This is a genomic window from Kribbella sp. NBC_01484 (assembly GCF_036227145.1).
GTDB lineage: Bacteria > Actinomycetota > Actinomycetes > Propionibacteriales > Kribbellaceae > Kribbella.
Genome location: NZ_CP109437.1, coordinates 953,181 through 980,101, shown reverse-complemented (window position 1 = coordinate 980,101; position 26,921 = coordinate 953,181). Strand labels below are relative to the sequence as shown.

At 67.9% G+C, this 26,921-nt stretch carries 27 protein-coding genes and 1 tRNA gene; 17 read left to right on the top strand and 11 right to left on the bottom strand.

The window, feature by feature from the left end; genetic code table 11:
- Nucleotides 1–86: 86 nt before the first annotated feature.
- Nucleotides 87–1,691: a helix-turn-helix transcriptional regulator gene (locus OG555_RS04785; protein ID WP_329481457.1), complete on the bottom strand. Its 1,605-nt coding sequence runs from the start codon at nucleotides 1,689–1,691 to the stop codon at nucleotides 87–89.
- A 642-nt stretch (nucleotides 1,692–2,333) separates the two neighbouring features.
- On the opposite strand from OG555_RS04785, the gene OG555_RS04780 reads away from it, so the two are divergent.
- The 3 genes from OG555_RS04780 to OG555_RS04770 are packed head-to-tail and all read left to right on the top strand — an operon-like array spanning nucleotide 2,334 to nucleotide 5,760.
- Nucleotides 2,334–3,476, top strand: coding sequence for an OmpA family protein (locus tag OG555_RS04780; RefSeq protein ID WP_329481456.1), 1,143 nt, complete (start codon nucleotides 2,334–2,336; stop codon nucleotides 3,474–3,476).
- Between the two features lie 12 nt (nucleotides 3,477–3,488).
- On the top strand, nucleotides 3,489–4,859 hold the full coding sequence (locus OG555_RS04775; protein ID WP_329481455.1) for a hypothetical protein: 1,371 nt from the start codon (nucleotides 3,489–3,491) through the stop codon (nucleotides 4,857–4,859).
- Between the two features lie 43 nt (nucleotides 4,860–4,902).
- Entirely contained in the window at nucleotides 4,903–5,760 is an 858-nt protein-coding gene (locus tag OG555_RS04770) for a phosphotransferase enzyme family protein (RefSeq protein WP_329481454.1), read from the top strand.
- A 339-nt stretch (nucleotides 5,761–6,099) separates the two neighbouring features.
- On the opposite strand, the gene OG555_RS04765 is transcribed toward OG555_RS04770, so the two are convergent.
- Complete coding sequence (locus tag OG555_RS04765; RefSeq protein WP_329481453.1) at nucleotides 6,100–6,558, bottom strand: hypothetical protein; 459 nt, start codon at nucleotides 6,556–6,558, stop codon at nucleotides 6,100–6,102.
- A 69-nt stretch (nucleotides 6,559–6,627) separates the two neighbouring features.
- Between OG555_RS04765 and OG555_RS04760 the strand changes: the two genes are divergently transcribed.
- The 6 genes from OG555_RS04760 to OG555_RS04735 are packed head-to-tail and all read left to right on the top strand — an operon-like array spanning nucleotide 6,628 to nucleotide 11,325.
- On the top strand, nucleotides 6,628–7,470 hold the full coding sequence (locus tag OG555_RS04760; RefSeq protein WP_329481452.1) for a LysR family transcriptional regulator: 843 nt from the start codon (nucleotides 6,628–6,630) through the stop codon (nucleotides 7,468–7,470).
- Complete coding sequence (locus OG555_RS04755; RefSeq protein ID WP_329481451.1) at nucleotides 7,467–8,012, top strand: RNA 2'-phosphotransferase; 546 nt, start codon at nucleotides 7,467–7,469, stop codon at nucleotides 8,010–8,012. Before OG555_RS04760 ends, OG555_RS04755 begins: the two co-directional genes overlap by 4 nt.
- 39 nt (nucleotides 8,013–8,051) lie before the next feature.
- Nucleotides 8,052–9,332: a phosphopyruvate hydratase gene (gene eno, locus OG555_RS04750; protein ID WP_329481450.1), complete on the top strand. Its 1,281-nt coding sequence runs from the start codon at nucleotides 8,052–8,054 to the stop codon at nucleotides 9,330–9,332.
- A 1-nt stretch (nucleotide 9,333) separates the two neighbouring features.
- Nucleotides 9,334–9,945: an FtsB family cell division protein gene (locus OG555_RS04745; protein WP_329481449.1), complete on the top strand. Its 612-nt coding sequence runs from the start codon at nucleotides 9,334–9,336 to the stop codon at nucleotides 9,943–9,945.
- Entirely contained in the window at nucleotides 9,942–10,424 is a 483-nt protein-coding gene (locus OG555_RS04740; RefSeq protein ID WP_329481448.1) for a DUF501 domain-containing protein, read from the top strand. Before OG555_RS04745 ends, OG555_RS04740 begins: the two co-directional genes overlap by 4 nt.
- The gene (locus OG555_RS04735; RefSeq protein ID WP_329481447.1) at nucleotides 10,417–11,325 is read left to right on the top strand and encodes a Ppx/GppA phosphatase family protein; all 909 of its coding nucleotides are present in this window, start codon (nucleotides 10,417–10,419) and stop codon (nucleotides 11,323–11,325) included. The genes OG555_RS04740 and OG555_RS04735 overlap by 8 nt, the downstream gene beginning before the upstream one ends.
- Before the next feature lie 112 nt (nucleotides 11,326–11,437).
- Here the strand turns inward: OG555_RS04735 and OG555_RS04730 are convergent, their stop codons facing one another.
- The gene (locus OG555_RS04730; protein ID WP_329481446.1) at nucleotides 11,438–12,013 is read right to left on the bottom strand and encodes a TetR/AcrR family transcriptional regulator; all 576 of its coding nucleotides are present in this window, start codon (nucleotides 12,011–12,013) and stop codon (nucleotides 11,438–11,440) included.
- Between the two features lie 130 nt (nucleotides 12,014–12,143).
- Here OG555_RS04730 and OG555_RS04725 point away from each other — a divergent pair, with 130 nt between their 5' ends.
- Nucleotides 12,144–13,565 carry an MFS transporter gene (locus tag OG555_RS04725; protein ID WP_329481445.1) on the top strand — a complete coding sequence of 474 codons (1,422 nt, stop codon included), beginning with the start codon at nucleotides 12,144–12,146 and terminating at the stop codon, nucleotides 13,563–13,565.
- Here OG555_RS04725 and OG555_RS04720 read toward each other — a convergent pair.
- The gene (locus tag OG555_RS04720; RefSeq protein ID WP_329481444.1) at nucleotides 13,494–14,078 is read right to left on the bottom strand and encodes a flavoprotein; all 585 of its coding nucleotides are present in this window, start codon (nucleotides 14,076–14,078) and stop codon (nucleotides 13,494–13,496) included. The two genes, OG555_RS04725 and OG555_RS04720, sit on opposite strands and share 72 nt — an antisense overlap.
- A gap of 17 nt (nucleotides 14,079–14,095) precedes the next feature.
- Here OG555_RS04720 and OG555_RS04715 point away from each other — a divergent pair, with 17 nt between their 5' ends.
- From OG555_RS04715 to OG555_RS04705, 3 genes are all read left to right on the top strand, one after another.
- Nucleotides 14,096–14,926, top strand: a complete 831-nt coding sequence (locus OG555_RS04715) for a uracil-DNA glycosylase (protein WP_329481443.1) — start codon at nucleotides 14,096–14,098, stop codon at nucleotides 14,924–14,926.
- 94 nt (nucleotides 14,927–15,020) lie between these two features.
- Nucleotides 15,021–15,551, top strand: a complete 531-nt coding sequence (locus OG555_RS04710; protein ID WP_329481442.1) for a hypothetical protein — start codon at nucleotides 15,021–15,023, stop codon at nucleotides 15,549–15,551.
- A gap of 99 nt (nucleotides 15,552–15,650) precedes the next feature.
- Nucleotides 15,651–16,241: a DinB family protein gene (locus OG555_RS04705; RefSeq protein ID WP_329481441.1), complete on the top strand. Its 591-nt coding sequence runs from the start codon at nucleotides 15,651–15,653 to the stop codon at nucleotides 16,239–16,241.
- 48 nt (nucleotides 16,242–16,289) lie between these two features.
- On the opposite strand, the gene OG555_RS04700 is transcribed toward OG555_RS04705, so the two are convergent.
- Nucleotides 16,290–16,709 carry a phosphotransferase gene (locus tag OG555_RS04700; RefSeq protein WP_329481440.1) on the bottom strand — a complete coding sequence of 140 codons (420 nt, stop codon included), beginning with the start codon at nucleotides 16,707–16,709 and terminating at the stop codon, nucleotides 16,290–16,292.
- 330 nt (nucleotides 16,710–17,039) lie between these two features.
- Between OG555_RS04700 and qcrB the strand changes: the two genes are divergently transcribed.
- On the top strand, nucleotides 17,040–18,473 hold the full coding sequence (qcrB, locus tag OG555_RS04695; RefSeq protein WP_329481439.1) for a cytochrome bc1 complex cytochrome b subunit: 1,434 nt from the start codon (nucleotides 17,040–17,042) through the stop codon (nucleotides 18,471–18,473).
- Between the two features lie 1,230 nt (nucleotides 18,474–19,703).
- Nucleotides 19,704–20,066, top strand: a complete 363-nt coding sequence (locus tag OG555_RS04690; protein ID WP_329481438.1) for a hypothetical protein — start codon at nucleotides 19,704–19,706, stop codon at nucleotides 20,064–20,066.
- A 217-nt stretch (nucleotides 20,067–20,283) separates the two neighbouring features.
- On the opposite strand, the gene OG555_RS04685 is transcribed toward OG555_RS04690, so the two are convergent.
- From OG555_RS04685 to OG555_RS04675, 3 genes are all read right to left on the bottom strand, one after another.
- A tRNA-Leu gene (locus OG555_RS04685) sits at nucleotides 20,284–20,369 on the bottom strand.
- Between the two features lie 26 nt (nucleotides 20,370–20,395).
- Nucleotides 20,396–20,947: a peptide deformylase gene (locus OG555_RS04680; protein WP_329481437.1), complete on the bottom strand. Its 552-nt coding sequence runs from the start codon at nucleotides 20,945–20,947 to the stop codon at nucleotides 20,396–20,398.
- A gap of 2 nt (nucleotides 20,948–20,949) precedes the next feature.
- Nucleotides 20,950–21,456 (bottom strand): glycine cleavage system protein R, encoded by a 507-nt coding sequence (locus OG555_RS04675; RefSeq protein WP_329481436.1) that lies wholly within the window; start codon nucleotides 21,454–21,456, stop codon nucleotides 20,950–20,952.
- Between the two features lie 104 nt (nucleotides 21,457–21,560).
- Between OG555_RS04675 and OG555_RS04670 the strand changes: the two genes are divergently transcribed.
- Together OG555_RS04670 and OG555_RS04665 are read left to right on the top strand one after the other, a co-directional pair.
- Nucleotides 21,561–22,682, top strand: coding sequence for a sensor histidine kinase (locus OG555_RS04670; protein WP_329481435.1), 1,122 nt, complete (start codon nucleotides 21,561–21,563; stop codon nucleotides 22,680–22,682).
- 67 nt (nucleotides 22,683–22,749) lie between these two features.
- Entirely contained in the window at nucleotides 22,750–23,406 is a 657-nt protein-coding gene (locus tag OG555_RS04665) for a response regulator transcription factor (protein WP_329481434.1), read from the top strand.
- Nucleotides 23,407–23,492: 86 nt separating this feature from the next.
- On the opposite strand, the gene OG555_RS04660 is transcribed toward OG555_RS04665, so the two are convergent.
- The 3 genes from OG555_RS04660 to OG555_RS04650 all read right to left on the bottom strand — a co-directional run bounded on the left by OG555_RS04660 (nucleotide 23,493) and on the right by OG555_RS04650 (nucleotide 26,915).
- Nucleotides 23,493–24,800 (bottom strand): NAD(P)/FAD-dependent oxidoreductase, encoded by a 1,308-nt coding sequence (locus OG555_RS04660; RefSeq protein WP_329481433.1) that lies wholly within the window; start codon nucleotides 24,798–24,800, stop codon nucleotides 23,493–23,495.
- Nucleotides 24,801–25,321: 521 nt separating this feature from the next.
- Nucleotides 25,322–25,696 (bottom strand): VOC family protein, encoded by a 375-nt coding sequence (locus OG555_RS04655; RefSeq protein ID WP_329481432.1) that lies wholly within the window; start codon nucleotides 25,694–25,696, stop codon nucleotides 25,322–25,324.
- On the bottom strand, nucleotides 25,686–26,915 hold the full coding sequence (locus OG555_RS04650; RefSeq protein WP_329481431.1) for a bifunctional GNAT family N-acetyltransferase/class I SAM-dependent methyltransferase: 1,230 nt from the start codon (nucleotides 26,913–26,915) through the stop codon (nucleotides 25,686–25,688). Before OG555_RS04650 ends, OG555_RS04655 begins: the two co-directional genes overlap by 11 nt.
- Nucleotides 26,916–26,921 lie beyond the last annotated feature (6 nt).

Here is a 26,921-nt window from a genome sequence, read left to right as displayed (position 1 = left end):
GACCGGCTCAGTAGACCCCGGCGTCAGCTCCAGCGCGTCAAGCCACTCGCGCGGAACCCGCCTGAGGTCATGGTCAATTGTGTTCATCAATCCATCGCAATCTTCAATTCTTGAAGCACGGATAAGAACCAGTCCCCCGCTTGCGTCCGCGCGGTCTCCAGGAAGTCGTTGAGTGGGACGTCCGGATCCTGCAGATCCCGCTGGCCGAAGGCCATAGTGCCAGCGGTGTCGAGCAGGGCAGCTTCGAGGCTGCCGACGGACGCCGGCCAGCTGTCGAGCCGCGCCGAGTCCCCCTCCAGCCCACTCGACTCGATCGGGGCCGACAGGTCCTCGCGGTAGCGGGGAGTCAGGTCCAGATGGAACAACCGCGGCACGACCGGCATCAGGCGGTTGCCCCGCTGGTCGAATTTCTCAACGATCCACAGCGGCTCCGGCAACGGAATCTCCTGGAGCGCGTCGTCCGGCACATCTGCGCCGAATTCGTCCAGAAGCCCGTGCCGGGCCGCCCGGATGAACGCGGCCGGGGCGACGCTCGCCTCTCGATCGCCGGCGATCAGCTTTCGTCGCGCCTTATGGCTGGTCGAGGTAGACCGCGGCCCACGCTCTCCGGTGCCGTCGAGGTCCTCGTCGGAGATGTGGGTGCTGACGAGCTGGTACGTAGCGGACTTCGGATCCTGCTGCAGCAGGATCCTACGGCCGAGCGGACGCCCGAGCCGCTCGGCATAACCATGGATGAGAACCAGCGCGACGCCGAAGCCGAAGCGCATTTTTGCCCTGCCGGCAGTCGCCGCCTCGTCAAGCTCGGAGTCGACACCGAGCTGGAAGTAGCTCGAGAGTCGGTGCCTGGCGACTGGGCCGGCCGGTGTCGATCCGTTGCCCTTGCCAACGACGACGACTGCCTTCAGGTGGGTCAGCGGCTTCCTGCCGCGGACCAGATCGCGGTAGTGAGCCTCGATCAGCTGGATGAACGACGGATCCGCGGACACGGCGACCGGAACGGTCTCGAGCTGGTCGGGCTGGATGTTCGGCAGGGCCGGCCAGACGGCGCACTGGTTCCCCTCCGCGACCCCGACCAGGACGAAGGACTGCCGGACGTCATCCGACTCGTAGAGCTTGATGTCGTAGTCGAGCGGCCCTTCGTCCGGGTGCAGCCGGCCGCCGACAGCCAGGGCCTCGAAGATCCTGGTGATCTGCCTCTGCACGTCCCAGGTGGCGGAGTTCGGGGCCGCCGGTCCGCGGAGCTGCTGTTGGCGGGCGTGACTGGGGAAGACGATCGTCACCGCCTCCGGCAGGTTGATCCGGGCGCGCTCCAGCAGGCCCAGGATGTCCAGTTCGTCGGCGACGACGATCACCAAGCGGGCGAGTCCCGGAGAGTCGAGCAGTTCCTCGAGCAATGCGTCGCGAGTGTTCGGGTGCCGAAGCGGCTGAGACGAGGACGCCAGCTGGGCGCGGGTGAGCTGCTCGAGCTCGGGCCGGTCGAGCACCTCGGCCAGTTTGAGAGCGAGGTCCAGTGACAGATCCTGGTTCTCGCCCTCGAGCCGGTTGATCACATAGCGGCTCACTCCGACTCGGGAGCCGAGCGTCGCTTGACTCAGCCCGACCTCCTTGCGCGCCATCCGGATCTGGCCGGCGATGGTGCGGCGGGTGTCCCGCGAGTCGTCAGCGGTCGGGCCAGCGGGTGTGTCGTTCACCGCCTTCTCCTTCTGAGAGTCGTCGGTCGAGGTCGGCTGCTCCGCGCGCGGAGCCTAGGAGACGCCGTGGCGCCATTACAAGCACAGAAGTCGCCGAAAGCCTGGTCGACTCGCCGGAGCGTTCAGACCCGTTCACCAACGTGCAACGCAGCCTAGACCTGCCCCCTGCGACTGCTCCCACGACCCCCTCGCAATCATGTGTTTAACATTGTGCGCGAAGTGCGCACCTGTGCATAGAGGGGGCGCACATTTGTATTGACCTGTGCATAGAGCGCGCTTACGCTGAGTCCGAGGCCGCTACACGAAGAGGCGGCTCGGTCTGCACCCGAGCCGCCCCACATCACCGAGAACCCGACGACCTAGCAAGTGAGGGGTCTGATCAGTGATGAAACAAAAGCCTATCCCAAACTGTGCGATGTGCAAGCCAATGTGCACATCTGCGCCCGATACGACGGTTGCGAGCATTCCGGTCCAGTCCGTCAACGCGGTGAAGCACCTTCTGCCCGGCGGTGTGTGATGAGAAGCCGGCGGCGCGGGAGGACCCGCTATCGCACCGGGCGGAGACGGCCGATGCGGGTTGGTGGGAGATCGAGGAGGCGTGGCCGGGGGCGGAGGGGTTCCCGGCGATGGATTCTCGGGTTCGTGATCGGACTGCTGGTGGCGGTCGTCTTCGGGTCGGCGGCGGTGTGGGCGTCGCGCCGGCAGGAGACGCCGGGGCCGATGCTGGGCGGGACGATCGTTTACACGGCGCCGACGGCCAATCAGGCGGCGATCCGGATTGCTGGAAGCGCTCGGGAGATGCTCGAGCAGGCCGGAGCCCACCACCAGGTCGTGAGGGTGGTGCGGATCGACGGCAATGGGGCCGTCTCGACCAGCACAACGGATATGACGCCACGAGTCGACGGGATGCCCGACGGGGCGCCGCTCAAGGTTGCCGAGCGGGCCACACAGGAGATCGACCGCCTGATCGGGACGCTGGAAGGGCAACTCAACGAGAAGAGTTCAGTTGTCGGCGGGGAGGCGTTGTTCGCGGGGCTGTCGCGGGCGCGGATCGATGTCTCAAGGCCGGTGTTCATCTTCTCCTCAGGGCTGGATACGACCGATCCGGTGGACTTCCGGAAGTTGGCGTTCGATGTGGCGCCGGCGACTCTGGCGGCTGAGCTGCGCAAGGCGGGGGAGTTACCCGCACTGCAGGGCGCGGCGATCACGTTCGTCATGCTCGGTGAGTCCGGGCGGCAACCGGTTCTGCGGCAGCCGCAGATCTTCTATCGGGAAGCCGTGTGGACCACGCTGCTCCGGGCGGCCGGTGCGCCGACGGTCCGGTATGAGTACCCGGACGGCGCACCGTCCACGTCGCCTCTGCCGGCGCCCGTCGTACCGATCCCCCCGCCGCCGGGTACGCCGGTGCCGGCCAAGCCCACCAAGGTGCCTGGAGAGAAGACGTGCACGCTGAGTGCGGCGACATACTTCGCTTCGGATCAAGCGGTCCTGCTGGATCGCCAGGCGACGTTGCGGGCGATCGGCTCGTGCGCCGCCACGATCGGATCGACCGGCCGGGTGTCGGTCGAAGGACACACTTCCTCGGCCGTCAAGCGGCCGAACAACCCGGTGGCGCTCGAGCTCAGCACGCAGCGGGCGCAGGTCGTCGCCGGTCTGCTGGTTCAGCTCCGCGTGGCGCGCAACCGCATCGACATCAAGGGCTACGGCAACGCGAACCAGCCGTACCCGGACCCCAGCGACCCTAGAAATCGCTGTGTGATCGTTCGCTTCAGCAGTACCAAGTAAAGGGGGACGGAGATGGCCACTCAGGCGATTCCGTTACCGGACAACGGACACGAGTCCATTCGGGGGCCGCAGTACACGCGACGGGAAGCCGTCCGGGCGGGCCTGTGCACGAAGGAGGAGTACCGCATCGCCTCCACCTATTACGAGTACGTCGTACGCCACCACCGGGATGCCGGCGTTCCGCGGAGCGACTGGGAGCCGCAGCCGGTGGTGGGCCGACAGCTCAGCGCGCCGTACGTGCGTGACGGGCAGGACCTGCTCGCGACGCGACTGAAGAACCAGGTCGACCCGGCGCTGGACGCGATCGACCGGTTGTGCGACGACGTCGAGACGACGATCGACGATCTCGGCAGACATCCCAGGGACCTCAGTACGCCGGAGACCAACAAGGTGTACGGCGGTCACGACGCCGTCGATCGGGTGGAGGAGCTGACCGACCGTGTGGAAGCGGACCGGGCCGACGGCCATCGGCACCACGACCGGGCGCCGGCCTGGCTGCGGACGATCTCGCGCGTCGCGCCGTGGGCCGAGGCGCTCGGATTCCTTGCCTTCCTCACCTATTACCTGAACGTGCCGATCGTGAGTCCGTGGCGGGACTGGATGGGATGGACGTTTGCCCTGATCCTGGTCGTCTACGTGATGCTCGGGCAGACCTGGCTGGTGGATCACGCGGCGCGTGCTCACAACCACGCTCGCGAGGCGCAGGCGGACGGGCAGAAGCACCACGCGGAGACGAGCCGCCGGCACCGGTTGGGGTACTTGCTGGTGACGGCAACGATCGCGCTCGGCATCACGGCGGCGTTGATCGAGCGAGGTCTCGACGCGCTCGGGCAGGCACAGACCGCAGTGGCCGTTGTCATGATCATGCTGGCCGTGACGACCGGATTGTTGATGCCGACGCTCGCGTTCCTGGGCAAGGCGCTCGACGGCAGCAAGGTGTCACGCGAGCGGGACGCGCTGACGGACGACCTCGACGAGGATCGGGAGCAGTACGACGAACTCGTCGAGCAGGCCGAGTCGGACCTGGCGATTGCTCGGCGGCTGGAGCGCGAGCAGGTCGAGAAGATCATGCCGGCGATCCTCAGTGATGTGCAGAAGGTGGTCGACGAGGCGTTGGCGCCGTACAACTTCCTCCGGCTGCAGATCGGTGGGCTGTCGAGCCAGGTGGCCGTGCCGTCGAGCGCGGTGGAGGTGGCGACCGGGTCCCGTCCGCCGCTGAGCAACAGGATCCCGGGCGCTGAGGCGGTCAATCTGCAGCCCGTGATCGACCGTGATCGCCGGCTCGCGGCTCTTCGTGTGAGGCTCGCGGACGTCACGCTGCGGCTGCGACAGGTCCGGCCGCATCCGTGGGACCACTCGGCCGCCACCTCTTCGCTGTACTAAAACCGGGTGCACGTCCACCGGCGCCACTGGCATGGTGGCGCCGGTGGACGTCGAACGACTGTTGCTGGAGCGCTGGGAGCTGAAGCCGGTACGCCTGGAGGTGCTGACCGGCGGGATGAACTCGGCCGCCTGGCTCGCCGCCGCGGATGGGTGGCAGGTCGTCCTCAAGTCCGTGGATGCCGGGGACGGGGCGTTCGAGCCCGGACTGAGGTTGGCGGCCCGACTCGGCGATGCGGGCCTGATCACCGGCCGCCCGCGACCGAGCACCCAGGGACGGCTCGTCGAGCAGGTCGAGGACCGGCAGGTCGGGGTGCTGGAGTACGTCGGCGGGGTGCCATTGACTGGGACGGTTGAGGACCAACGGGCCGTCGGCGAACTGCTCGGGCGGGTGCACGAGGTATCGGCCGCTGAGCCGGGCAACCTCGACGACTGGCTCCACCTGATCACCCAGTTCGACCAGTACCTCGACCTGGAGGACTGGATCCGCCCGGCCGTTCGGAGCGCACTCGACGCCGCAAGCTCGCTCGACGACATCTCGTGGGCTTGGCTGCACGGCGATCCCGCCGCGGAAGCGTTCTTCCGGCAGTCCGACGGCCAGGTAGCGCTGATCGACTGGGGCAGCGCCATGCACGGCCCGGTCCTGTACGACGTCGCGTCGGCCGTCATGTACGCCGGCGGCCGCCCGGATCACGTCGTACCGGCGTACCTCGGCCAGCGCCCTGAGCTCGCGGATGAGATCAGCGCCGGTCTCGACACCTTCCTCAGGGTCCGTTGGGCTGTGCAGGCTGGGTACTTCGCCTGGCGCTGCGCGAATGACGTTCGTACCGGTATCGCCGACCCCGCCGAGAACCTCAAAGGTCTCGCCGATGCCGGACAAGCCTTCGAAACCGCGGACCGGTGACCAGGGACGTTGCGTGGACGGGGCCTCGGGACGAGCAGCTGTGCCCAACCTGATGGATGGACGATGCACCCGGCCTCCGCCACCTGGCCATCGATCGCCGAAGCATGTCCCGTTTGTGGAGGGATTTCGCCTGGAAGGTGGCGGGTTATGCCCTTGTGGAGTGGCATTTCCCTCCAGGTTCACCCCGAGCAATCGCCGGCCCGACGCCGGTGCATCCAGGCCGCGTAGTTGAGTCGCCGCTCGTCGACCGAGTTGGTGTGCGGACCGACGGGTAGTAGTCCCGCCCGCTCCGGCGCGCCACGCTCAGGTGCACAAGGCTCGGCCGGATCGGAGCCACTACTACCCGTCCGTCACGCGCAGGGACAGGTCTCGCAGGATCGAGGCTTCGGTCGTCGGCCAATTCGTGAACAGATACCCATGCGGCACCACCGGTGTGATCGCCGCGATGACGTCCGCCTTGTCGTCCACGAAATGGGTGATGCCCAGGTCGGCGCAGTGGATCGCCTTCTCCGGCCGCCGCAGGCAGAACCGGACGTTGCCCTCGGCAATCCCGGTCAGCTCGAAGAAGCGATGATGCCGCAACCATTCCACCGACCGCCGCTGCACCCGCGGCCCACACTTCGACACCAACCAGGCCTCTCCGAACAACGGCACAAGTCGTGCGATCGCCGCGAAAGCGCCCGGTACGGCGGGAGTCCGCAGCATCGCCGCAGTGTCGCCGGAGAAGAACGACGTGTCGCCGGACCCCGAGGACCCGTCGATGATCACCCGGCCGATGTCGATTCCCAGTCTGTTCATGTCTCCAGGCTGAGCGCTGGAGTGCTTGAGCAGAACTATCGATGTGTCGACAAGCTATAGTTTCTGTCGATGGAACTGGTCGCGGAGGATCTCGCTGCGTTCGCCGCCTTCGCGCAGCACCGGAACTTCACCCGGGCCGCGGCGGACCTGCACGTCAGCCAGCCCGCGCTGCATGCCCGCATCCGCAAGCTCGAAGGTCGCCTGGGTACGCCGCTCTACCTGAAGCACGGGCGGCAACTCCAGCTGACCGAGGTGGGTGAGCGGCTGGCCGCGTTCGCCAATGACACGCTGGACCGGGCCTCGGACTTTCTCAGCTCGATCGAGGCCGCCCCGCCGCGCCCGGTCGTGCTGATGGCCGGCTCCGGCGCCTACCTCTACCTTCTCGGCGAACCGATCCGGCGGTTCCTGCGGAAGGGACACGAGCTGCGGTTGCTGACCGGGAACGCGACCCGGACCCTCGAGGCCGTCCGGGAGGGGACCGCCGATGTCGGCGTCACCGCGCTGGGGATCCCGCCGGACGACCTCGACTGTGAGTTGCTGGGGCAGTTCCCGCAGACCCTGATCACCCGTGCCGACCATCGCCTGGCCGACCGGCGGACGATCAGGCTGAAGGACCTGCAGGACGAGGCTCTCGTCGTACCGCCGAAGGATCGGCCGCATCGGCAGCAGCTGGAGCGGAGCATGCTCGACCTCGGCGTCCGGTGGTCCGTCGCGGTAGAGGCCGAAGGGTGGGAACTCCTGGTCCAGTTCGTCCGCCTGGGGATCGGGCCGGCAGTGGTGAACGGCTTCGTGCGGACGACGGCCGCCGTTCGGAAGATCCCGGTCACGGACCTGCCGCCGGTGCGGTACTACGTCATCAGCCGGCTGGACCGCGGAGAGCGGGTGGACGAGCTGAAGAGGCTGTTGAGGTGAGCCGGGACAGCCGGCGGATCTCCAGGCTGCTCAGGCATACAGCAGGTGAGCGTGGGCTCACCATGAGTGCGGACGGCTGGGCGGCGATCGCCGACGTACGGGCCGAACTTCGGATGGAGCCGGCCGACCTCGCGGCCGCGGTCGAGGACAACGACAAGCAGCGGTTGCAGGTGGACGGCGATCGGATCCGCGCGTGTCAGGGGCATTCGCTCGACGGGATGCCGGTGACGCGTGAAGCCTTGGAGAACAGTTGGGAACGGGTGTACCCCGATCACCTGCTCTGGCACGGGACCAACTGGGCCGCCCTGCCGGCGATCCGGCGTGAAGGCTTACGCGCGGGACGGCGTACGCACGTCCATCTGGCGCCGTCCGAGGACAGCCCGGTCGGCCGGCGTACGGCGGTAGAAGTCTTACTGGCTGTGGATTCCGGCAATCTCGAGGTCTATCTGGCGCCCAACGGGGTGTTGCTGACGCGGGAGGTCCCCGCGGATGCGATCGTTAGGGCCGACGCGGTCCACTGGGGTAGCTGGTCTGGAGGCTAGGCTCGGGACCGATTCGTCATCGAGAACTTGGGAGTCAATGTGGCCACCATCGAGGCCGTCGGCGCCCGCGAGATCCTCGACTCGCGCGGCAACCCCACTGTCGAGGTCGAGGTTCTGCTCGACGACGACACCGTCGCCCGGGCGGCCGTGCCCTCGGGCGCGTCCACCGGCCAGTTCGAGGCCGTCGAACTGCGCGACGGCGACAAGGCCCGGTACGGCGGCAAGGGCGTCCAGAAGGCGATCACCGCGATCCTGGAGGACATCGACAAGGAGATCGTCGGGTACGACGTCCACGAGCAGCGGCTGATCGACCAGGCCCTGATCGACCTCGACGGCACCCCGAACAAGGCCAAGCTCGGCGCGAACGCCATCCTCGGCGTCAGCCTGGCGGTGGCGAAGGCGGCCGCGGACAGCGCCGGCCTGCCGCTGTTCCGCTACGTCGGCGGCCCGAACGCGCATGTCCTGCCGGTGCCGATGATGAACATCCTGAACGGCGGCGCGCACGCGGACAGCAATGTCGACGTCCAGGAGTTCATGGTCGCCCCGATCGGCGCGGCGACGTACGGCGAGGCCCTGATGCAGGGCGCCGGCGTCTACCACGCGCTGAAGGCGGTACTGAAGGAGCGCGGCCTGTCGACCGGCCTCGGCGACGAGGGCGGCTTCGCGCCGAACCTGGCCAGCAACCGCGAGGCGCTCGACCTGATCCTGGTCGCGATCGAGAAGGCCGGCCTGCAGCCGGGCAAGGACATCGCCCTGGCGATGGACGTGGCCGCGAGCGAGTTCCACACCGACGGCGTGTACGCGTTCGAGGGCGGCAAGAAGTCGGCCGACGAGATGATCGCGTACTACGCCGACCTGGTGTCGTCGTACCCGATCGTCTCGCTCGAGGACCCGCTGAACGAGGAGGACTGGGAGGGCTGGAAGAGCCTCACCGCCCAGCTCGGCGACAAGACCCAGATCGTCGGCGACGACCTGTTCGTCACCAACGTGGAGCGGCTGCAGCGCGGCATCACCGAGAAGTCGGCGAACAGCCTGCTGGTGAAGGTGAACCAGATCGGCTCGCTGACCGAGACGCTGGACGCGGTCGACCTCGCCCACCGCAACGGCTTCACCTGCATGATGAGCCACCGCTCCGGCGAGACCGAGGACACCACGATCGCCGACCTCGCGGTCGCGACGAACTGTGGCCAGATCAAGTCCGGCGCCCCGGCCCGGTCCGACCGGACCGCGAAGTACAACCAGCTGCTCCGGATCGAGGAGGAGCTGGACGACGCGGCGACGTACGCCGGTCGCTCGGCCTTCCCGCGGTTCCAGGGCTGAGATGCCGTCGTCCCGCCGGGAATCCGGTGCACGCCCCGGCTCGCGTCCGTCGAGCCGGACCCAGTCGCGGCCACCGGCGCGTCGGGGCGACCAGCCCAAACGCCGTACGACGGGGACCCCGGCCGGCCCGGTCCGGACCCGGGGCTCCCGCAACCTCACCGGCCGGGCGGCCGTCGTACTGCTCGTGCTCGGTGCGCTGATCGTGTCGTACGCGCAGAGCCTGCGGGTGTGGTTCGACCAGCACCAGCAGGTCACCGCGCTGCAGCAGGAGATCCGGGACCGGGAGAAGCGGGTCAACGAGCTGAACGACGAGATCGCCCGCTGGGACGACGACGCGTTCGTGAAGGCGCAGGCGCGGCAGCGGCTCGGCTGGGTGATGCCGGGCGAGGTCGGCTACCGCGTGATCGGCGCGGACGGGAAGCCGCTGGGTGCGCCGCCCGAGCCTTCGGCCCCGACAGACGGTACGACGGACGCACAGAAGCCGACCTGGTACACGAAGCTGTGGGGGAGTGTCGAGGGAGCGGGCAACCCGCCGGCCCCGGCGACGACGCCGACTCCGGCCAAACCGACCCCGAAGCCGATCATCACGCCGTCACCGAAGGCGACCCGGTGAGCGTCAGTCCCGCGGATGAGGAAGCGGTCAGCAAGCAGTTGGGCCGGACCGCGCGGGGCATCCGCGCCATCGCGCACCGCTGCAGCTGCGGCCTGCCGGATGTGGTGGAGACCGAGCCGCGACTGCCGGACGGTACGCCGTTCCCGACCACGTACTACGTGACCTGCCCGCGACTCGCGTCCGCGATCGGTACGCTCGAGGCCGAGGGCATGATGAAGGAAATGACCGACCGCCTGGGCAGTGATCCGGACCTGGCCGCGCGCTATCGGGCGGCCCACGAGTCCTACCTGGCCCACCGCGAGTCCATCCAGCACGTCGAGGAGATCGCCGGCATCACCGCCGGCGGCATGCCCAACCGCGTGAAGTGCCTGCACGTGCTGGTCGGTCACTCACTCGCCGCCGGCCCCGGAGTCAATCCCCTCGGCGACGAGGCCCTGGAAGCCCTGGAGGACTGGGGCCGCCGAGGTCCGTGTGTCTGAACGGGTTGCGGCCGTCGACTGCGGGACGAACTCGATCCGCTTGCTGATTGCCGACCTGGTCGACGGTCGGCTCGTCGAGGTCGATCGGCGGATGACGATCGTCCGCCTCGGGCAAGGCGTTGATGCGACCGGATCCTTCGCTCCGGAAGCGCTGGAGCGCGTCTTCACGGCATCTGACGACTTCGCCGCCGTGATCCGGGCGGCCGGCGTCGCGCGGACGCGATTCGTGGCGACCTCGGCGGCTCGGGATGCGAGCAACCGGGACGAGTTCTTCGCCGGCATCCGGGAGCGGTTCGGTGTGGAGCCGGAGATCATCTCGGGTGCGGAGGAGGCCGAGCTCAGCTTCCGCGGCGCCACGGCATCGCTCGGTCTCCCCGGGCCCTACCTCGTCGCGGACATCGGCGGCGGCTCGACCGAACTCGTCCTGGGCGACGCCGACGGCGTGATCGCGGCGGAGTCGCTCGACATCGGTTCGGTGCGGTTGACCGAGCGGCATGTCAGATCAGACCCCACGACGCCCGACGAACTCGACGCCATCGCCAAGGACGCGGACGCATTCCTGGACACGACCACAGTCCCGCTCGGGGATGCCCGCGCGCTGATCGGGGTCGGCGGGACTGTCACCACCGTCGCTGCGGTCGCTCTTGGGCTTCCGGAGTACGACCGGGCCGCGGTCCACCACGCGCGACTCGCCCGCGCTGACCTTCGCGCCGCGACCACCTGGTTGACGAACTCCAGTCGCGTTGAGCGTTCCGCCGTACCCACCATCCATCCCGGACGCGTGGATGTGATCGGCGCCGGAGCGCTCATCCTGCAGCGGCTCTTCGACCGGATGACGGTCGGCGAGGTGATCGTGTCCGAGCACGACATCCTCGATGGTGTCGCGCTCTCGCTCGGCTGACCGGGCCCTGGACCTGCTGGCGGGTGGCGGACCCGCCAGTGCGGTGATCCCGTAAGCCGGGAAGATCCAGACCCCGGGGAACGCCTGGAATGTGGGCGTCGCGCCGTCGTGATCAGCGGGCGCGGACGCCGTCGAGGGCGATCTCGAGCACCCGGACGCGCTGGTCGTCGTCCACGAAGCCGGCTGCGGTCAGTCCGCTGACCATCCGCAGCAGGTCGTCGAAGCTGACGTCGTTGCGCGCCTCCCCCGCCTCCTGCGCGCGCTCGAACAGCGGCGCACCGGCGGCGTACATCGCCTCCCGGGCCGTCTTGAACCGGTCCGAGTCGCGGTTGAGCGACTCCCAGATCGCGCGCTTGGTCGCGGCGTACTGGACGAAGCGGCGCAGCCAGGTGGTCAGGGCCTCCCACGGCGGCAGGTCGGCGACGTCCTCGGCCGCTTGGCAGAGCTCCTCGATCTCACCGAAGTACACGGCGTTGAAGAGGTCCTGCCGGGTCGGGAAGTTGCGGTACAGCGTGCCGATCCCGACGCCGGCCTGGCGGGCGATGTCCTCCAGCGACGCGTCGGCTCCCTTGCCGGCGAACGCGTCCCGCGCAGCGCCCAGCAACGCGTCGAAGTTCCGCCGCGCATCGGCCCGCGTCGGCCGCCGTACGTCGACCTGCAACGCCGGCCTGGACTGCTCATTCACCACGCGTTCACCCTAACCAGTTGAAACCGGAGGCACCCCTCCGTTATAGTGGAGGCATACCTCGACTTTACCAGGCCGGGGAACTTCTGCGCTTTAGTCCGGCGCGCACACCTCCCTTTCGAAGGACTTTTGCATGCCTGGAAACACAACTTCTCCGCGACTGACGCTGGCTGTGCTGGCGACGGTCGTGGCCTCGTTCTCGATGTTGCAGTCGCTGGTGAGCCCGGCGCTGCCCGTTATTCAGCATGACCTGCACACGACTCCGAGCACCGTCACCTGGGTGTTCACCGCATTGCTCCTGTCGGTCTCGGTGGCGACCCCACTGCTCGGCCGGATCGGCGACATGCACGGCAAGGAGCGCACGCTCCTGATCGCGCTGATCGCGCTCGCGGTCGGCTGTCTGCTCGCCGCGCTGGCCCCGAACATCGCCGTACTGATCGGAGCCCGCGTGCTGCAAGGTGTCGGCGGAGCGGTGTTCCCGCTGTCGTTCGGCATCATCCGGGACGAGTTCCCGTCGGAGCGGGTGCCGTCCGTGGTCGGCGTGGTGTCGGCGATCATCGCCGCCGGTGGCGGTCTCGGCATCGTCCTGGCCGGCCCGATCGTGCAGTCGCTCGGGTGGCGCTGGCTGTTCTGGATCCCGATGGTCGTGATCTCGGTGTCCGCGGTGATGGTCCGCCGCTACGTCCCCGAGTCGCCGAACAAGGTGCCCGGCCGGATCGACTGGCTGGCCGCCACGTTGCTGTCCGGCTGGCTGGTAGCGCTGCTGTTGCCGCTGAGTGCGGGCCGGTCCTGGGGTTGGGGTTCATTGTTGACAATCGGATTGTTCGCGGCCGCCGTCGTACTGCTGATTTCCTGGATCACCGTGGAACTGCGGTCGCGGAACCCGCTGATCGACATGCGGATGATGCGGCTGCCGGCCGTCTGGACGACGAACCTGGTGGCGCTGCTGTTCGGTGCGGCGATGTTCGCGGTGTACGCGTTCGTGCCGCAGTTCATGCAGATCCCGAAGGCTGCCGGGTTCGGTTTCGGCTCGAGTGTCACGCAGGCCGGTCTGTTGATGCTGCCGATGCTGGTCACGATGGCCATCACCGGTTCGCTCAGTGGGCCGTTGGCGCCGCGGTTCCACGTGAAGGCCCAGGTGGTCTGGGGTTCCGCGCTGATCCTGGTCGCGGCGCTCGCGTTCGCGGAGTTCCACGACCAGCCGTGGCAGGTCGCGCTGTCGACCGCGCTCTTCGGCGTCGGGCTCGGGCTTGCGTACGCCTCGATGACCAGCCTGATCGTTCAGAGCGTCCCGCGTGAGCAGACCGGCGTCGCCACCGGCATGAACGCCAACATCCGCACCATCGGCGGCTCGATCGGCACAGCCCTCGCCAGCTCGATCATCACCGGCCACCTCCAGCCCAACGGCCTCCCCGCCGAATCCGGCTTCACCGACACCTTTCTCCTCCTCTCCACCTTCGCCGCAGCCGCCGTCCTCCTCGCCCTAGCCATCCCCACCATCCGCCACCCCCGCCCCACGGTCGCGGAGCCGGCCCTGGAAGAACTGGTCGGCTAACCCGTCGACTGCCGCGAGGACTCGGTCCCACGGCAACTCCCGCTTGGCTTCGGTCCGCGGCTCCAGCAACTCCCACTCCACCAGTACGACGCCTGCCTCGCGCAGTGTGTCCAGATGACCGGCCCACGCGGGATGCCTCGCGTGGGCCGCGTTCACTTTCGGGAACACGACCATCGGCGTACTGCCGAGTCCCTCCGAAAGCACGCTCAACGCCTGGTTGTCGCCGATCCCGAGGGCCAGCTTGGCAACCGTGTTGGCGCTCGCCGGAGCCGCCACGAACAGGTCGATCGGTGGGTGCGGCCGAGCCTCCCCGGGACGCCGGGGCTGCGACCGCACCGGCAGTCCGGTGATCCGTTCCAGTTCCCACCGCTCAGCCGGCGCGATCCACGCGGCCGCCGTCGGCGTGACGGTGATCGCCACCTGATGCTCCCGATCGAGCAGAGGCCTGACCAGCCCCTCCCGCAACTGCTCGACGCCGCCGGTTGCCGACGCGACCACTCCGATGACGCTCATGTCCCTAGTCTGAGGGGATGAAGCTGCCGCATCCGTTGACGGGGGAGTTGTTCGAGAGTCCGGTGCCGCCGGGGACCGGGTGGCCGGAGGATCCCGCCGTACGACGTACTCCGGTGGCGGAGGATGCGTCCGGGGTGCTGCGGTTGGCGGCGACCGCAGAGTTGCGGGAGCTGGAGGCGCGCGTGTCCGTCTGCCGCGCCTGTCCGCGTCTCGTCGAGTGGCGGGAAGACGTTGCCGTCAGCAAGCGAAAGTCCTTCGCCGACCAGCCGTACTGGGGCCGCCCGATCCCGGGCTGGGGTGCCGCCGATCCGCGGATCCTGATCGCCGGCCTCGCCCCAGCGGCCAACGGCGGCAACCGCACCGGCCGCGTCTTCACCGGCGACCGCTCCGGCGACTGGCTGTTCGCCGCCCTCCATCGCGTCGGCCTGGCCAACCAGCCCACCAGCGAACACGCCGGCGACGGCCTCCACCTGATCGGCACGCGCATGATCGCGGCCGTCCGCTGCGCCCCACCCGCCAACAAGCCCACCCCCGAAGAGCGCGACACCTGCGCTCCCTGGTTCCGCCGCGAACTCGAGCTCGTCCTCCCCACCACGCAAGCCATCATCTGCCTCGGCAAATTCGGCTACGACGCCCTCCTCGCCGCCCTGGCCACAGTAGGAGGCACCGTCCCCAAACCCCGCCCACCCTTCGGCCACGCCGTAGAGCACCCCATCGAAACGCCGTACGGCGAAGTCACCGTCCTGGGCTGCTATCACCCCAGCCAACAAAACACCTTCACCGGCAAACTCACCGAACCAATGCTCGATGCAGTCCTCACCCGCGCGAAGTCGATCGCCGGCCTCTGACGGTTGAACCATCTGACCGGTGCCCTGCGTATGAGTGGCCGCGTCTGCAACCTGGCGCCCAGCTACCCAGTACAAAGCAGAGCAGAGGAGAGGCATGACCATCGACAGCACGAGTCTGGTGAAGGTCCGCATCGCCGCCGGAGCCGCGGCAGCCGCACTGGCGTTCGCGGCCGCGCCCCAGGCGTCGGCATCCGCCGCGGCAAAGTCGGTCCATGGATTCACCAGCACCGGAATGGAGTTCATCAACTCGGACAACAGCGTCCTGGCCGAATGCGGGAACCAGTTCAGCGGTCGGGTGACAGCTGACGACGGCGGCGGCGAGGTGAAGGCTGCCATCGACAACTTCATCGTCAGTTGCAACGACGGCACCCGGGTGACGCCCAACGCCCTGCCGTGGACCCTCGACCTCCTGAAGGATCGCGGCTACACGATCGACGGCGTCGACCTGAACATCACCACGTCCAAGGGAACGTGTCGGTACACCGGCACGGTCAACGGTGTCATGGAATTCCCGGACGGCGTCTACGACCTGCGCGGTTCTCTGACCCGCCGAAGCGGTACCTGCGGCGGATCCGAAACCCTCAATGTGAGTGCCCTCACCGAGGTGATCAACACCGGCAATTGACGAGCCGCACCGCCCGCCGGCGCTCGGGGGCCGGCGGCGGTGCCATCTCCACAAAGAGGCGGTTGATCCCACCGGGAGCGAGTGGCAGGGTCCTGTCTCATGATCGACGACTTCGCGAAGGCATATCTGCACGATTACCTGCAACATATCCGCGAGGCGATGCTCGCCAAGGTAGATGGGCTCTCGGAGTACGACGCCCGCCGCCCGCTGACCACTACCGGGACCAACCTCCTGGGCTTGATCAAGCACTTGGCGACCTGGGAAGCCAGGTACTTCGGCGAGGTCTTCGATCGTCCCTTCCCCGAACCGTTGCCCCGCTGGGATGTCGAGGCCGAGCGCCTCGCCGACATGTGGGCGACCGAGTACGAGTCCCGCAGCAACATCATCGACCGGTACCGGCGAGTGTGGGACCACAGCGACGCGACGATCAAAGCGCTCGCTATCGATGCCCCTGGCCACGTTGCGTGGTGGCCGCGCCCCGAGGTGAAACTGTTCGACATCCTGGTCCACATGCTCGCCGAGACCAGTCGGCACGCCGGCCACGCCGACATCCTTCGCGAAGGACTCGACGGAGCGGTGGGAACGGACGCGGAGAGCATGGCCGTGCAAAGGCACGACGCGGCCTTCTGGAAGGAGCAGCGCGCAAAGATCGAGCAGGCCGCCAGAGCAGCCGACCCGACCAACGCCTGACGGGTACCGTGTCAGCGACCGGGCAGTCCTCCCGCATGGGGTCCGCGGTCAGTTCACAGGGGCGCGACGGCTTGCTTCGCGGACGATGCGATCGGCGGTCTGATCGGGGGTAAGGGTCGCGGTGTCGAACCACCAGCCGACATCGCCAAACTCGCGCTTCATGTCGGCGTCGAGGGTCTCGTAGTCGTCGAAGTCGAATCGCTCACGGGGATCCCTGATGGTGTTGCGGTATTGGCAAGCGTCGATGCCCGGCGCGAGGACAACGAACAAGCCCCGCCGGGCACTGAGGAGATCAAGGAAGAAGTCCAGCTTCTCGCGGGACGGCACCGTCGCATCGATCAAGGGCGTGAACCCGGCGTCGGAGAAGTTGTTCGCCAGCGCGCACAGATTGCGGTGCAACAGCTCCACCTGCCGCGCCGCTTCATCGGCAGGCTCGCCCAGCGCCCAGACGAAGCCATTGACAATCATCGCGTTCAGCCCGTCGCCGCCGAGCCGAGCGGAACGCTCCAGCCGCTGGGCAACCAGCCTTGCACAGTCGACTTCCCGGCGCCAGGCATCCCCGTCACAAGCAAGCAGTCCGACGCCCCAACACCAATCACGACCGAAATCGTGTCAGCACGCCCGCAGCCCGGCAGTCACATTTCCCAGACGCCTTCAAGGAGAGCCGGCGTTGTCCGATCCAGCGCTGACGTGAGCGTGATGTGCGACACGGGACGTCACAGGCGCGATGGCTGCGGCGTCGTATGGATGACCGCGGATTGCGGCCGAGCGTGGAGGATGACCAAGGAGGGTCGAGCCATGAAGCGCCCATGGAGCAACCTGCGAGCAAGGGTATTCCCCGACCATTGGTCGCTGCTGTTCGGGCAGATCGCCTTCTACAGCTTCGTCGTGATCGTACTCAGCGGCGTGGTCCTGACGGTGTACTACGAACCGTCGGTCGGTCACGTCGTGTACGACGGACCGTACGCACCGCTGCACGGCGTAGAGATGTCGCGGGCACTGGATTCGACCATGGCGATCACCTTCGAGGTCCGCGGTGGGCTGCTGATCCGCCAGATCCATCACTGGGCCACGCTGATCATGATGGCGGCGATCACGCTGCACTTGTTGCGGCTGTTCTTCACCGCCGGGTTCCGTCGGCCACGGCGCCTGAACTGGCTCGTTGTCGTCGGGCTGCTCATCGTCATGCTGGCCGCAAGCCTCACCGGCACTTCACTCCCGGACGACATGGCGTCCGGCACGAGCCTCGCCGTACTCGACGGTGTCCTGCAGGCGACTCCGCTCGTCGGCTCTGGCCTCTCGGCCCTGCTGTTCGGTGGGCAGTTCCCGGGCGATGTGCTCTCGTGGTTCTACCCGTTGCACATCGTCGTCCTGCCCGCCCTACTTGTCGTCCTCTTCGTTGTCGGTGCGGTCCTCGCGCTCAGGCACAAGCCCGCGCAGCTCGCCGAACCCGGGCGAACGGAAGACAACGTGGTGGGCCGTCCGGCGACTGTGGCCGCGGTCAAGAGCGTTGGCCTGTTCTGCTTCGTCGCGGGGGTTACGATCCTCATGGCCGCGACGGCGACCATCAATCCGGTGTGGCTGTACGGCCCTGCGGATCCGGCGAACACCTCGGCCGGTGTCGGCCCGGCGTGGTATCTCGCCTTCCTCGACGGCTCGCTTCGGCTGGCGCCAGGCTGGGAATTCGTCTGGTGGGGCAAAACGTTCAGCTTGGCCGTGCTGATGCCGGTCACGGTCTGCACGCTGTTCCTTGCACTCGTCGCCGTCTACCCGTTCATCGAGGAGCGGCTGACCGGCGACCGCAGGCATCACCACCTGCTCGAGCGGCCACGCAACAACCCGACCCGAACCGGCATCGGAGTCGCCGGCGTCACCTTCTATGGCATCCTCTGGGCCGCAGCCGGCGCCGACACCATAGCCGTGCAGTTCCACCTCTCGGTCAACTCACTCCTGCACGTCTTCCAGGTCCTCGTGGTCCTGGGCCCGCCCGCCGCACTGGTGATCACCCGCCGCATCTGCACCGGGCTGCAGGAACGGGATACGCAGATCGCGGTGCTCGGCGTCGAGACCGGCCGCGTAGTCCGGCGCACGGACGGCGGGTACGTCGAGCAACACCGTTCAGTCGACGTATATCGGCGCTGGCAGCTCGTGGGTGCATCCGCGGAAGACCGCGCGATGACCGCACAGACCATCCCCGCGACGACGGACGCAACGCACGAAGATGCTGAATGACAGGCACGAGGAGCGTGCTCAGCCCGTGCGATGGTGACATGTATTCCGAGCCTCGGGAGTTCATTGCAGGCCTGACAGGAGGGCCTTCCGGCCTTGCAGATTCCGTAGTGCGCATTCCGCTCGACAAACGGAACGACGACTGAGTGAGCCGGATGGCGGACCTCTGCATCGGCCCATCAGGAGGCACGGAATCGTAGGACATCAGGTGGCACACGACACTCAAGGGTGCACCGTGTACACGTGACGCGCGACGGTCGAAAGCACGGATCGTGCTAGCGCCGCGTCAAGCAAGGTTGGGGAGGTAATCCGCAGTGACCACCATCCCGAAGCCGGACCTGGCGGCCAGGTGCGGGGTTCACCCCTGATCTGGTCCCTTCACCCCGGGTATGCGGTGGGTAGAAGGGTGCAGCTGCGAGGTTCTCCCCCGAAATTGCCCCGGGCGGAAGGCGAGTGCGGTAACGACCTCGACGTTTCCTGGCGAGGCACTAGTAGACAGGTGGAGTCCGTGATGGTGGCTTCGGCGGCGACGAGTTGCCGAGGTGCTCGCTGGCCTGGAGTGGGGAGCTGGGTCACGCGGTGGGGACCTTGAACACGCTATTTCCTGTTCACGGTCCCTGTTCGGGGTCCACGGCCTCGCGCTGCGACCGCTGCCCGGCGTACCGGCGGCGGCGTGATTTCGGTGGGGGTCGCCCGGGACTGGCGTGCGGGCGCGGGCAGCTGCCGCTCACCAACCTCGATCGATGACCTGCAGCCACGCTCGCGTAGGAAAGCGCTCGACTGGAACGGCAAGTTGGTGAGTGCCGGCGGTCTGCCATCAGTCTCGCAACATCGCGGACCGCGGCTCCCTGGATGAGTGTGTTGCCGTGCAATCCCAGGGTCGGCGTTCGTCCGGCAGTTGTCGATCGAAAGGCCTTTGCGCAGGATCGATGACGAGGACATGGACCAGTTCCACTACTACTGCCCCGGACGGCATTCGAACCTGTATGCCTGTGAGAGCCGCGAGGTTTAGGTTCGACCTGGCCGTGTTCGGGGCGATCCGCACGGGTTCGTGTCGCCTCGGTCGCCCGGGCCGTGCACGCCGCCTGAACGCGACCGAACGCGGTCGAACTGCAACCGAGACGGCTGAGGTGCACGGACGGCCATCCGGCAGCCGTCCGCCAGGTGATCTGCGACAGTCGAAAGCACGGATCGCGGCATGTTCGCGCTTCGAAGCGGAGATAAAATTCGAGTGTGACCGACACCTACGACGACGGCATGATCGTGTGCGGCACCGACCGGCTGGAGATCCGCTCCTACTACTTCCCATTCGGTACCAAGCGCGTTCCGTACGCGCGGATCCAAGGCCTCCAACGCATCGAGATCAAGGGCGTTTGGTCCGGCAAGTGGCGCTTCTGGGGAACGGGCAACCCGCGGTACTGGGCCAACCTCGACAGGAAGCGACCGAACAAGACGGCCGGCTTTGTCGTCGACCTCGGACGCAGGGTCAGTCCGATCGTCACCCCCGACAAGCCCGACGCGTTCGAGTCCGTGCTCCGCAGCCGAGCGAACCTCGGAGCGGGCAACGCACGTCGGATGAAGGGTCCCTTCATCTGACGGACCGCCCTCGGCGCGCCACGAAGTCCTTCCGAATGCGCCGTTGGAGCCGCTGTGACATGCGTGCCGGGCAGCCGGAAACGTCCAGGAGACATCCCCACATCCAAATCGGCTGCCTTCGGACTGCACTGACAACTGCAACCGCTGTTGCAACTATCGCGGGTGTTCTTTCAGCCTGGCTAATATTCCCCGCAACGCATCTTCGCAGGTCAGAGGATGGTGCCCGGGACGGGATTCGAACCCGTATGCCTGTGAGGGCCGCGAGGTTTAAGCTCGCTGCGTCTGCCGTTCCGCCACCCGGGCCAGCCGGCTCGCCTTGAGGTTACAAGTTACTTGTAGACCTTGCGGGGGTAGACGGCGTGGGCGCCGGCGACGCGGTCGAGGAAGAGTTGGCCGTTGCAGTGGTCGATCTCGTGCTGGAGGGCGCGGGCCTCGAAGGCGTCGGTGGTGATGGTGAGGGCGTCCGTCGTACCGGGGAGGACGCCGGTGACGGTCAGGCGGGTGGCGCGTTTGACGTCGCCGGTGAAGTCGGGGACGGACATGCAGCCCTCGCGGCCCTTCTCCTGCCGGGTTGCCTCGACCACGACGGCGTTGCAGAGCACGAAGACGCCGTGGCGGGTGCGCGCCTTCGGGTGATTGGTCACGTCGAGAGCGAACATCTGCGCCGCCACGCCGACCTGGGGCGCCGCCAGACCGACGCAACCCGGCGACACCCGCATGGTTGCGACCAGATCCGCCGCGAGCTGGATCATCGCCGGATCGAGCGGATCCACGGTCGCGCCCTCGGTCGCCAGGACGGGGTGCGGGGCGCGGACCACGTCCAGAACCTCACCGGCCACGCCGAGCTGCGAAGGAGTCCAGCCGGAAATCAGTTCGGCCACGGTCACAGGTCGTCGCTCTCGGCCGGCCGCAAGGTGACGCCGACGCCGAGCTCTTCGGCGGTGATGTCGAGTGCGCGGTAGAGCATGTCCAGCTCGGCGGACGGCGGCAGCTCGACCTCCGCGGTCAGCACGTACAGCTCCCCGCTCAGCCGGGTCGCCAGGTCCGTGATCGTTCCGCCCGCCGACGCGATCATCCGCGTCACGGCGGCCACGATCCCGGGCCGGTCGGCGCCGTGCACGCTCAGCATGTACGGCGCTCCGATCGGCGCGTGCTCGTGTTCGGGGCCGACCCGGCGCACCGTGATCACCAGCTCACCGCGCAGTGGCTCGAGTGCGGACTTCACCTCGTCGTACGGTCCGGAGCAGACGATCATCATGGCGAAATGACCGCGCAGCAGCGTCATGGTGGAGTCCTCGAGGTTGACCCCGGTCCCGGCCAGGGCCTCGGTGACGTCCGCGATGATGCCCGGGCGATCCGGGCCGATGACGGTGACGGCGAGCTGACTCATGCCCGGAAACCTACCGCCGACCTAAGTAGCTCAAGAAAGCGACTTCGGTATGCGGACAGCCACAACTGCCCTGGAGAGCGCTTACGCACCGCTAGATTCGGGACATGACCGGGTCCACACATCGCCGTCGCAGCAGGCGGGACTGGATCGTGGACAGCATCGTCTTCGTTCTCGCGATCCTGTTCGGCATCTGGACATTCAGTGAGGGCGAGAGCGACCCCGTCCACCGGGGCCTGCTCGCGTTCGACTTCGTGTCGGGGATGGCGCTGTGCCTGACGCTCTGGTTCCGGCGCCGATGGCCGGTCCAGCTGGCCCTGGTGGCGGCCGTGGTCACGATCTACTCCGAGGCGGCCAGCGGGGCGGCGCTGGTCCTGATCATGACGGTCGCGATCCACAAGCCCTGGCGTACGTCGCTACTGATCTTCGTGGCCAACGCGGTCAGCCTGCTCGTCTACATCCAGGTCCGGCACAAGGCCGATGGAACAGCGCTGATGGTCGCCGCCATCGCGATCTACATCGCGGTGGCCGGCTGGGGCTTCTACATCCGATCGCGCCGCCAGCTCCTGCAGACTCTGCGGGATCGCGCCGAACGCGCCGAGACCGTCGCCAAGCTGGAGGCCGAGCAGGCCCAGCTGCGGGCTCGGGAGGAGATCGCCCGCGAGATGCACGACGTACTCGGCCATCGCCTGTCCCTGCTGAGCGTGCATGCCGGCGCGCTGGCCTATCGCCCGGACGCGTCCACCGCGGAGGTCGCCGGGGCTGCCGAGATCATCCGGGCCAGCGCGCACCAGGCGTTGCAGGACCTTCGCGAGGTGATCGGCGTACTGCGGGCCCCGGTGGGGGAGCTGCCGCAGCCGACGTTCGCCGATCTGCCCGTGTTGGTGGAGGGCTCGCGCAAGGCCGGGCTGCCGGTGGAGTTGGTGCTGGACGCGCCCGGCGCACTACCCGAGCACGTCGGGCGGACGGCGTACCGGATCGTGCAGGAGGGGCTCACCAACGCGCTCAAGCACGCGCCAGGCGAGCCGGTCCAGATCACCGTATCCGGTGCCCCGGGCAACGGCTTGGAGGTGGAGCTCCGCAACCCCGCGCCGAACCGCAGACGCGGGGACGGGCAAGGTTTGAAGGGATTGACCGAGCGCGCCGCCCTGGTGGAGGGACGGATCGAGCACGGCCGCACCCCCGACGGCGAGTTCCGGCTCTTCGCCTGGCTACCGTGGCCGGCATGAGCGAGCTCAGCATCAAGCACAGCCGATCTCGTGCCTCGGCCGGGCCCGGAGCGAACCGAGGACGTGGATGAGTATTCGGGTCCTGATTGTCGACGACGATCCGCTGCTGCGCGCTGGGCTGAAGCTGATGCTCGGCGGCGCGCCCGACATCCGCGTGGTCGGCGAGGCCGGTGACGGCAGCGGCGTACAGGGGCTGATCGACCAGTTGGCGCCGGACGTCATCCTGATGGACATCCGGATGCCTGGCACCGACGGCCTGACCGCGACGGAGGCCGTCCGGCGGCGTCCGGGCGCGCCCGAGGTCGTCATCCTGACCACGTTCGACGCCGACGAGCACGTGCTGCGCGCACTCCGTGCCGGGGCCGCCGGCTTCGTGCTCAAGGACACCCCGCCGGCCGAGATCGTCGATTCGGTACGGCGGGTGGCCGCCGGCCAGCCCGTACTCTCGCCGGCCGTCACCAAGCGGCTGATCACCAGGGTCGCCGCCTCAGGTCAGGACAACCGCAAGGCCAAGGCGGTCGCCCGTCTCGCCGGCCTGAACGACCGTGAGCGGGGGATCGCCGTCGCGGTCGGCGAGGGCAAGTCGAACGCCGAGATCAGCGCGACCCTCTACCTCAGCGTCCCGACCGTGAAGACGCACGTCTCCCGCATCCTGACCAAACTCGACCTGAACAACCGCGTGCAGATCGCGCTCCTGGTCCACGACGCCGATCTGTTGCACTAGGCAACGTCGCGCCACCACTCCGTAACGTCCGAAGAAGTGTGGGTTACAGCCCACACTTCTTCGGACGTAAGGACTCAGATAGCAACTCAGGATTGGGTCGCGCGGCGGAACTCGTCGTTCGGGGTCTGGAGGCTGCCGAGGCTGGTGACCTCGCGGCGGAAGAACAGCGCCAGCGTCCAGTCGAGGATGACGCGTGCCTTGCGGTTGAAGGTGGGGACACGGGACACGTGGTAGGTCCGGTGCAGGAACCAGGCCAGCCAGCCCTTGACCTTCACGCCGTACAGCTGGGCGACGCCCTTGTGCAGACCGAGGCTCGCGACCGAGCCGACGTACTTGTGCTCGTAGTCCTGCGGCGGCTGCCCGTCGACCACCCGGAGGATGTTCGCGGCGAGCTGGCGGGCCTGGCGTACGGCGTGCTGGGCGTTCGGAGCGCAGTACGCGCCGGTCTCGCTCGTCAGGTCGGGTACGGCGGCGTTGTCGCCGGCGGTCCAGGCGTCAGCGACACCCTCGATCCGCAGGTTGGCCAGCGCCTTGACGCGGCCCTTCTCGTCCAGCGGGAAGTCGGTCGCGGCCAAAGCCGGGTTCGCCTTCACGCCGGCCGTCCAGACGATCGTGTCGGCGTCGAACTCATCGCCGTCGCTGAGTACGACGTGGCCCTTCTCGCAGGACTCCAGCCGGGTCTCCAGCCGGATGTCCATGTTGCGCTTGCGGAGCTGGTCCACGGTGTACTTGCCGAGATCCGGGCCGACCTCGGGCAGGATTCGGTCGGTGGCCTCGACCAGCACCCAGTGCATGTCCTCGGGTTTGATGTTGTCGTAGTACCGGGTCGCGTAGCGGACCATGTCCTCGAGCTCCGCGAACGCCTCGACACCGGCGTACCCGCCGCCGATGAAGACGAAGGTCAACGCGGACTTGCGCAGCACCGGGTCCGGCTGGGACGACGCGACGTCGAGGCGGTCCAGCACCTTGTTGCGCAGGGCGATCGCCTCTTCGACGTTCTTGAACCCGGTGGCCTCGTCGGCCAGGCCGGGGATCGGCAGCGTCCGGGCGATCGAGCCGAGCGCGACCACGATCTGGTCGTAGGCCAGCTCGTACTCCGGGCCCTCCTCGGGCATCACCTTGGCGACCTTGTGGGCGTGGTCGATCCCGGTCACCCGGCCGGTCACCACCCGGCAGCCCTTGAGGGTCTTGCGCAGCGGCACCACGACGTGCCGCGGCTCCACCGAGCCGGCCGCGGCCTCTGGCAGGAACGGCTGGTAGGTCATCACCGACCGCGGGTCGACCACGGTCACCCGGATCCGGCCCTTGCGAGCCGCCCGGCGCAGGCCGTACGCGGTGTACATCCCGACGTAACCGCCTCCGACGACGAGGATGTGCGGCACTTGGGCAGTCATGCGGTTCACTCTCCCTGAGTGGTCTTCAGACTTCATGTTCACTTCAACGCTAAGCACTCGTGAAAGATTTCACAAACCCTCTCGCGGGTGATCTCACCCACCGAACAGTCCCCCTCCGGGTGACCTCTCATCCCCTCATGGTGAGGCCCGTACCCCCGCCCGACCAGCGCCAACCCGCACCGACACACAACCGCAAGCCACCCCTCGCCGGCCCGACGAAGACCTTGATGCCGAGCCAGGAAACGCTGCGTTCACACCGCGCGCTGCCTGGTCCTGGAATCGACTGACCCAGCGCACTCCGATGGGTCAGCCCATCAGCGTGCGGGTTGCCCCACCAGAGTCCGGTTGGCCAACCCACCGTCCGGTCGGCCAACCCACCGTCTCGTGGGCTGACCCACCGTCTCGTGGGCTGACCCATCAGACGGGGTTCACTAACCAGCGGGGGTTGGCGCCGGGTGCCGCGGTTCGCCGGACGTGGCCGGCGTGAGCGCACCTCGTACTCGCGGGTGATGAGGCCCCATCTACTCGGACTCGCCTTCCAGGGCGAGGCGGTAGCCGCTGGGGGTTTGGAGGAGGAGGCGGCGGTACCGCCAGCCGGGGGCCGGCTCGTTGACCTCGAGCTCGTAGTCGAGTCCCGCGGTCCGGCAGAGTTCGACGGCGGCGTCGACGTCGGAGACGCCGATCTGCCAGGTGAGGACGCTGGGTGGATCGTTGTCTGCGTCGGCCTGCTGGATGCCGAAGTTGATGGTGTCCGTTCCGAAGGCGATGAAGTCGGGGTACTCGTCGCCCTCGTAGATCACCGGCAGCCCGAGCTTCTCGTAGAAGGCGCGCTCCGCGGCGAGGTCTGACACGTTCAGTACGGGCGCCAGGCGGGTGAACAGCGGGTCAGTGGACATGGCCACCAGTGTCTTCCTCAGGCAGCCGGTAGACGGAAACGTGCGAGGGGGAGTCGGCGGTGAACTCGGTGCCGGTCCAGTTGGCGTGGCGGGATTCGAGGGTTAGGCCGGCTAGTTGGGCCATCAGGTCGAGTTCGGCGGGCCAGATGTAGCGGTGTGGGCTGCGGAAGAGCTCTGCCTGGGTGCCTTCGCCGAAGTGGAAGTGGTGTGAGACGACGTGTTGCTGCAGTACGTCGTACGTGTCCAAGAGGATGTACCCGGAGTCGGCGACCCCGACCGTGGCCGGGATGCCGGGTGGGAGGCGGCGGAGTTCGGGGACCCAGAGCTCGATCACGAAGCGGCCGCCGGGGGAGAGGTGGCGGGCGGCGTTCCGGAAGCACGCGACCTGCTCCTCCTGCGTGAGCAGGTTGGAGATCGTGTTGTAGACCAGATAGACGAGGGTGAACTCGCCCGGCACGCGGACGGCGGACATGTCGCCGACGGTCACCGGGATCGCGGCCTCATCGGCCTTCGTCCGCAGTTGCTCGAGCATCGCCGTGGACAGCTCGATCCCGCTGACCGGCACGCCGCGCTCCGCCAGCGGTACGGCGACCCGCCCGGTGCCGATCGCGAACTCGAGTGCCCGGCCATCGCCGGCCAATTCGGCCAGCCGATCCACGGTCGGCCCGAGTACGTCGGCCGCGAACATCCCACTGCCCGGGGTGTCGTACCTCCGCGCTGTGTCGGCGTTCCAGATCTCGTTCTGCCGGGCCGCGGCGGGTGAGAGCCACCGGAGCTTGTCCCCATCGGCTTCCTCGCCGATCTTGCGGAAGCCGAGGCGGTCATACAGCCGGCGAGCGTCCGGGTTGTCCCGTTCCACGCCGAGATCCAGCGGTACGCCGGTACTCGCGGCCTCGGACTGCAGTCCGGTGATGATCGCCGTACCGATCCCGCGGTTCTGGACCTCCGGCAGGAGCTGGATCCCGTTGAGCTGGATGGACTCCGTGGTCCGGCTGACCCGGAGACGGCCGACCGGGCGGCCGTCGAGCTCGATCACGCTCAGCGTGGACGACTCGTCCTCGAGCAGCTCACGGTGCCACGCGCCGAAACCGGCGTGCCACTCCGCCTCGTCGACGTCGGCGGCCAGGCGGCCCTGGGCGCGGGTCGCTTCGAGGGTCACGTGCGTGAGGAACGCGATGTCGGCCGCCGAGGCCGGGCGAATGCGGTAAGGCTCTGCCATGACCGA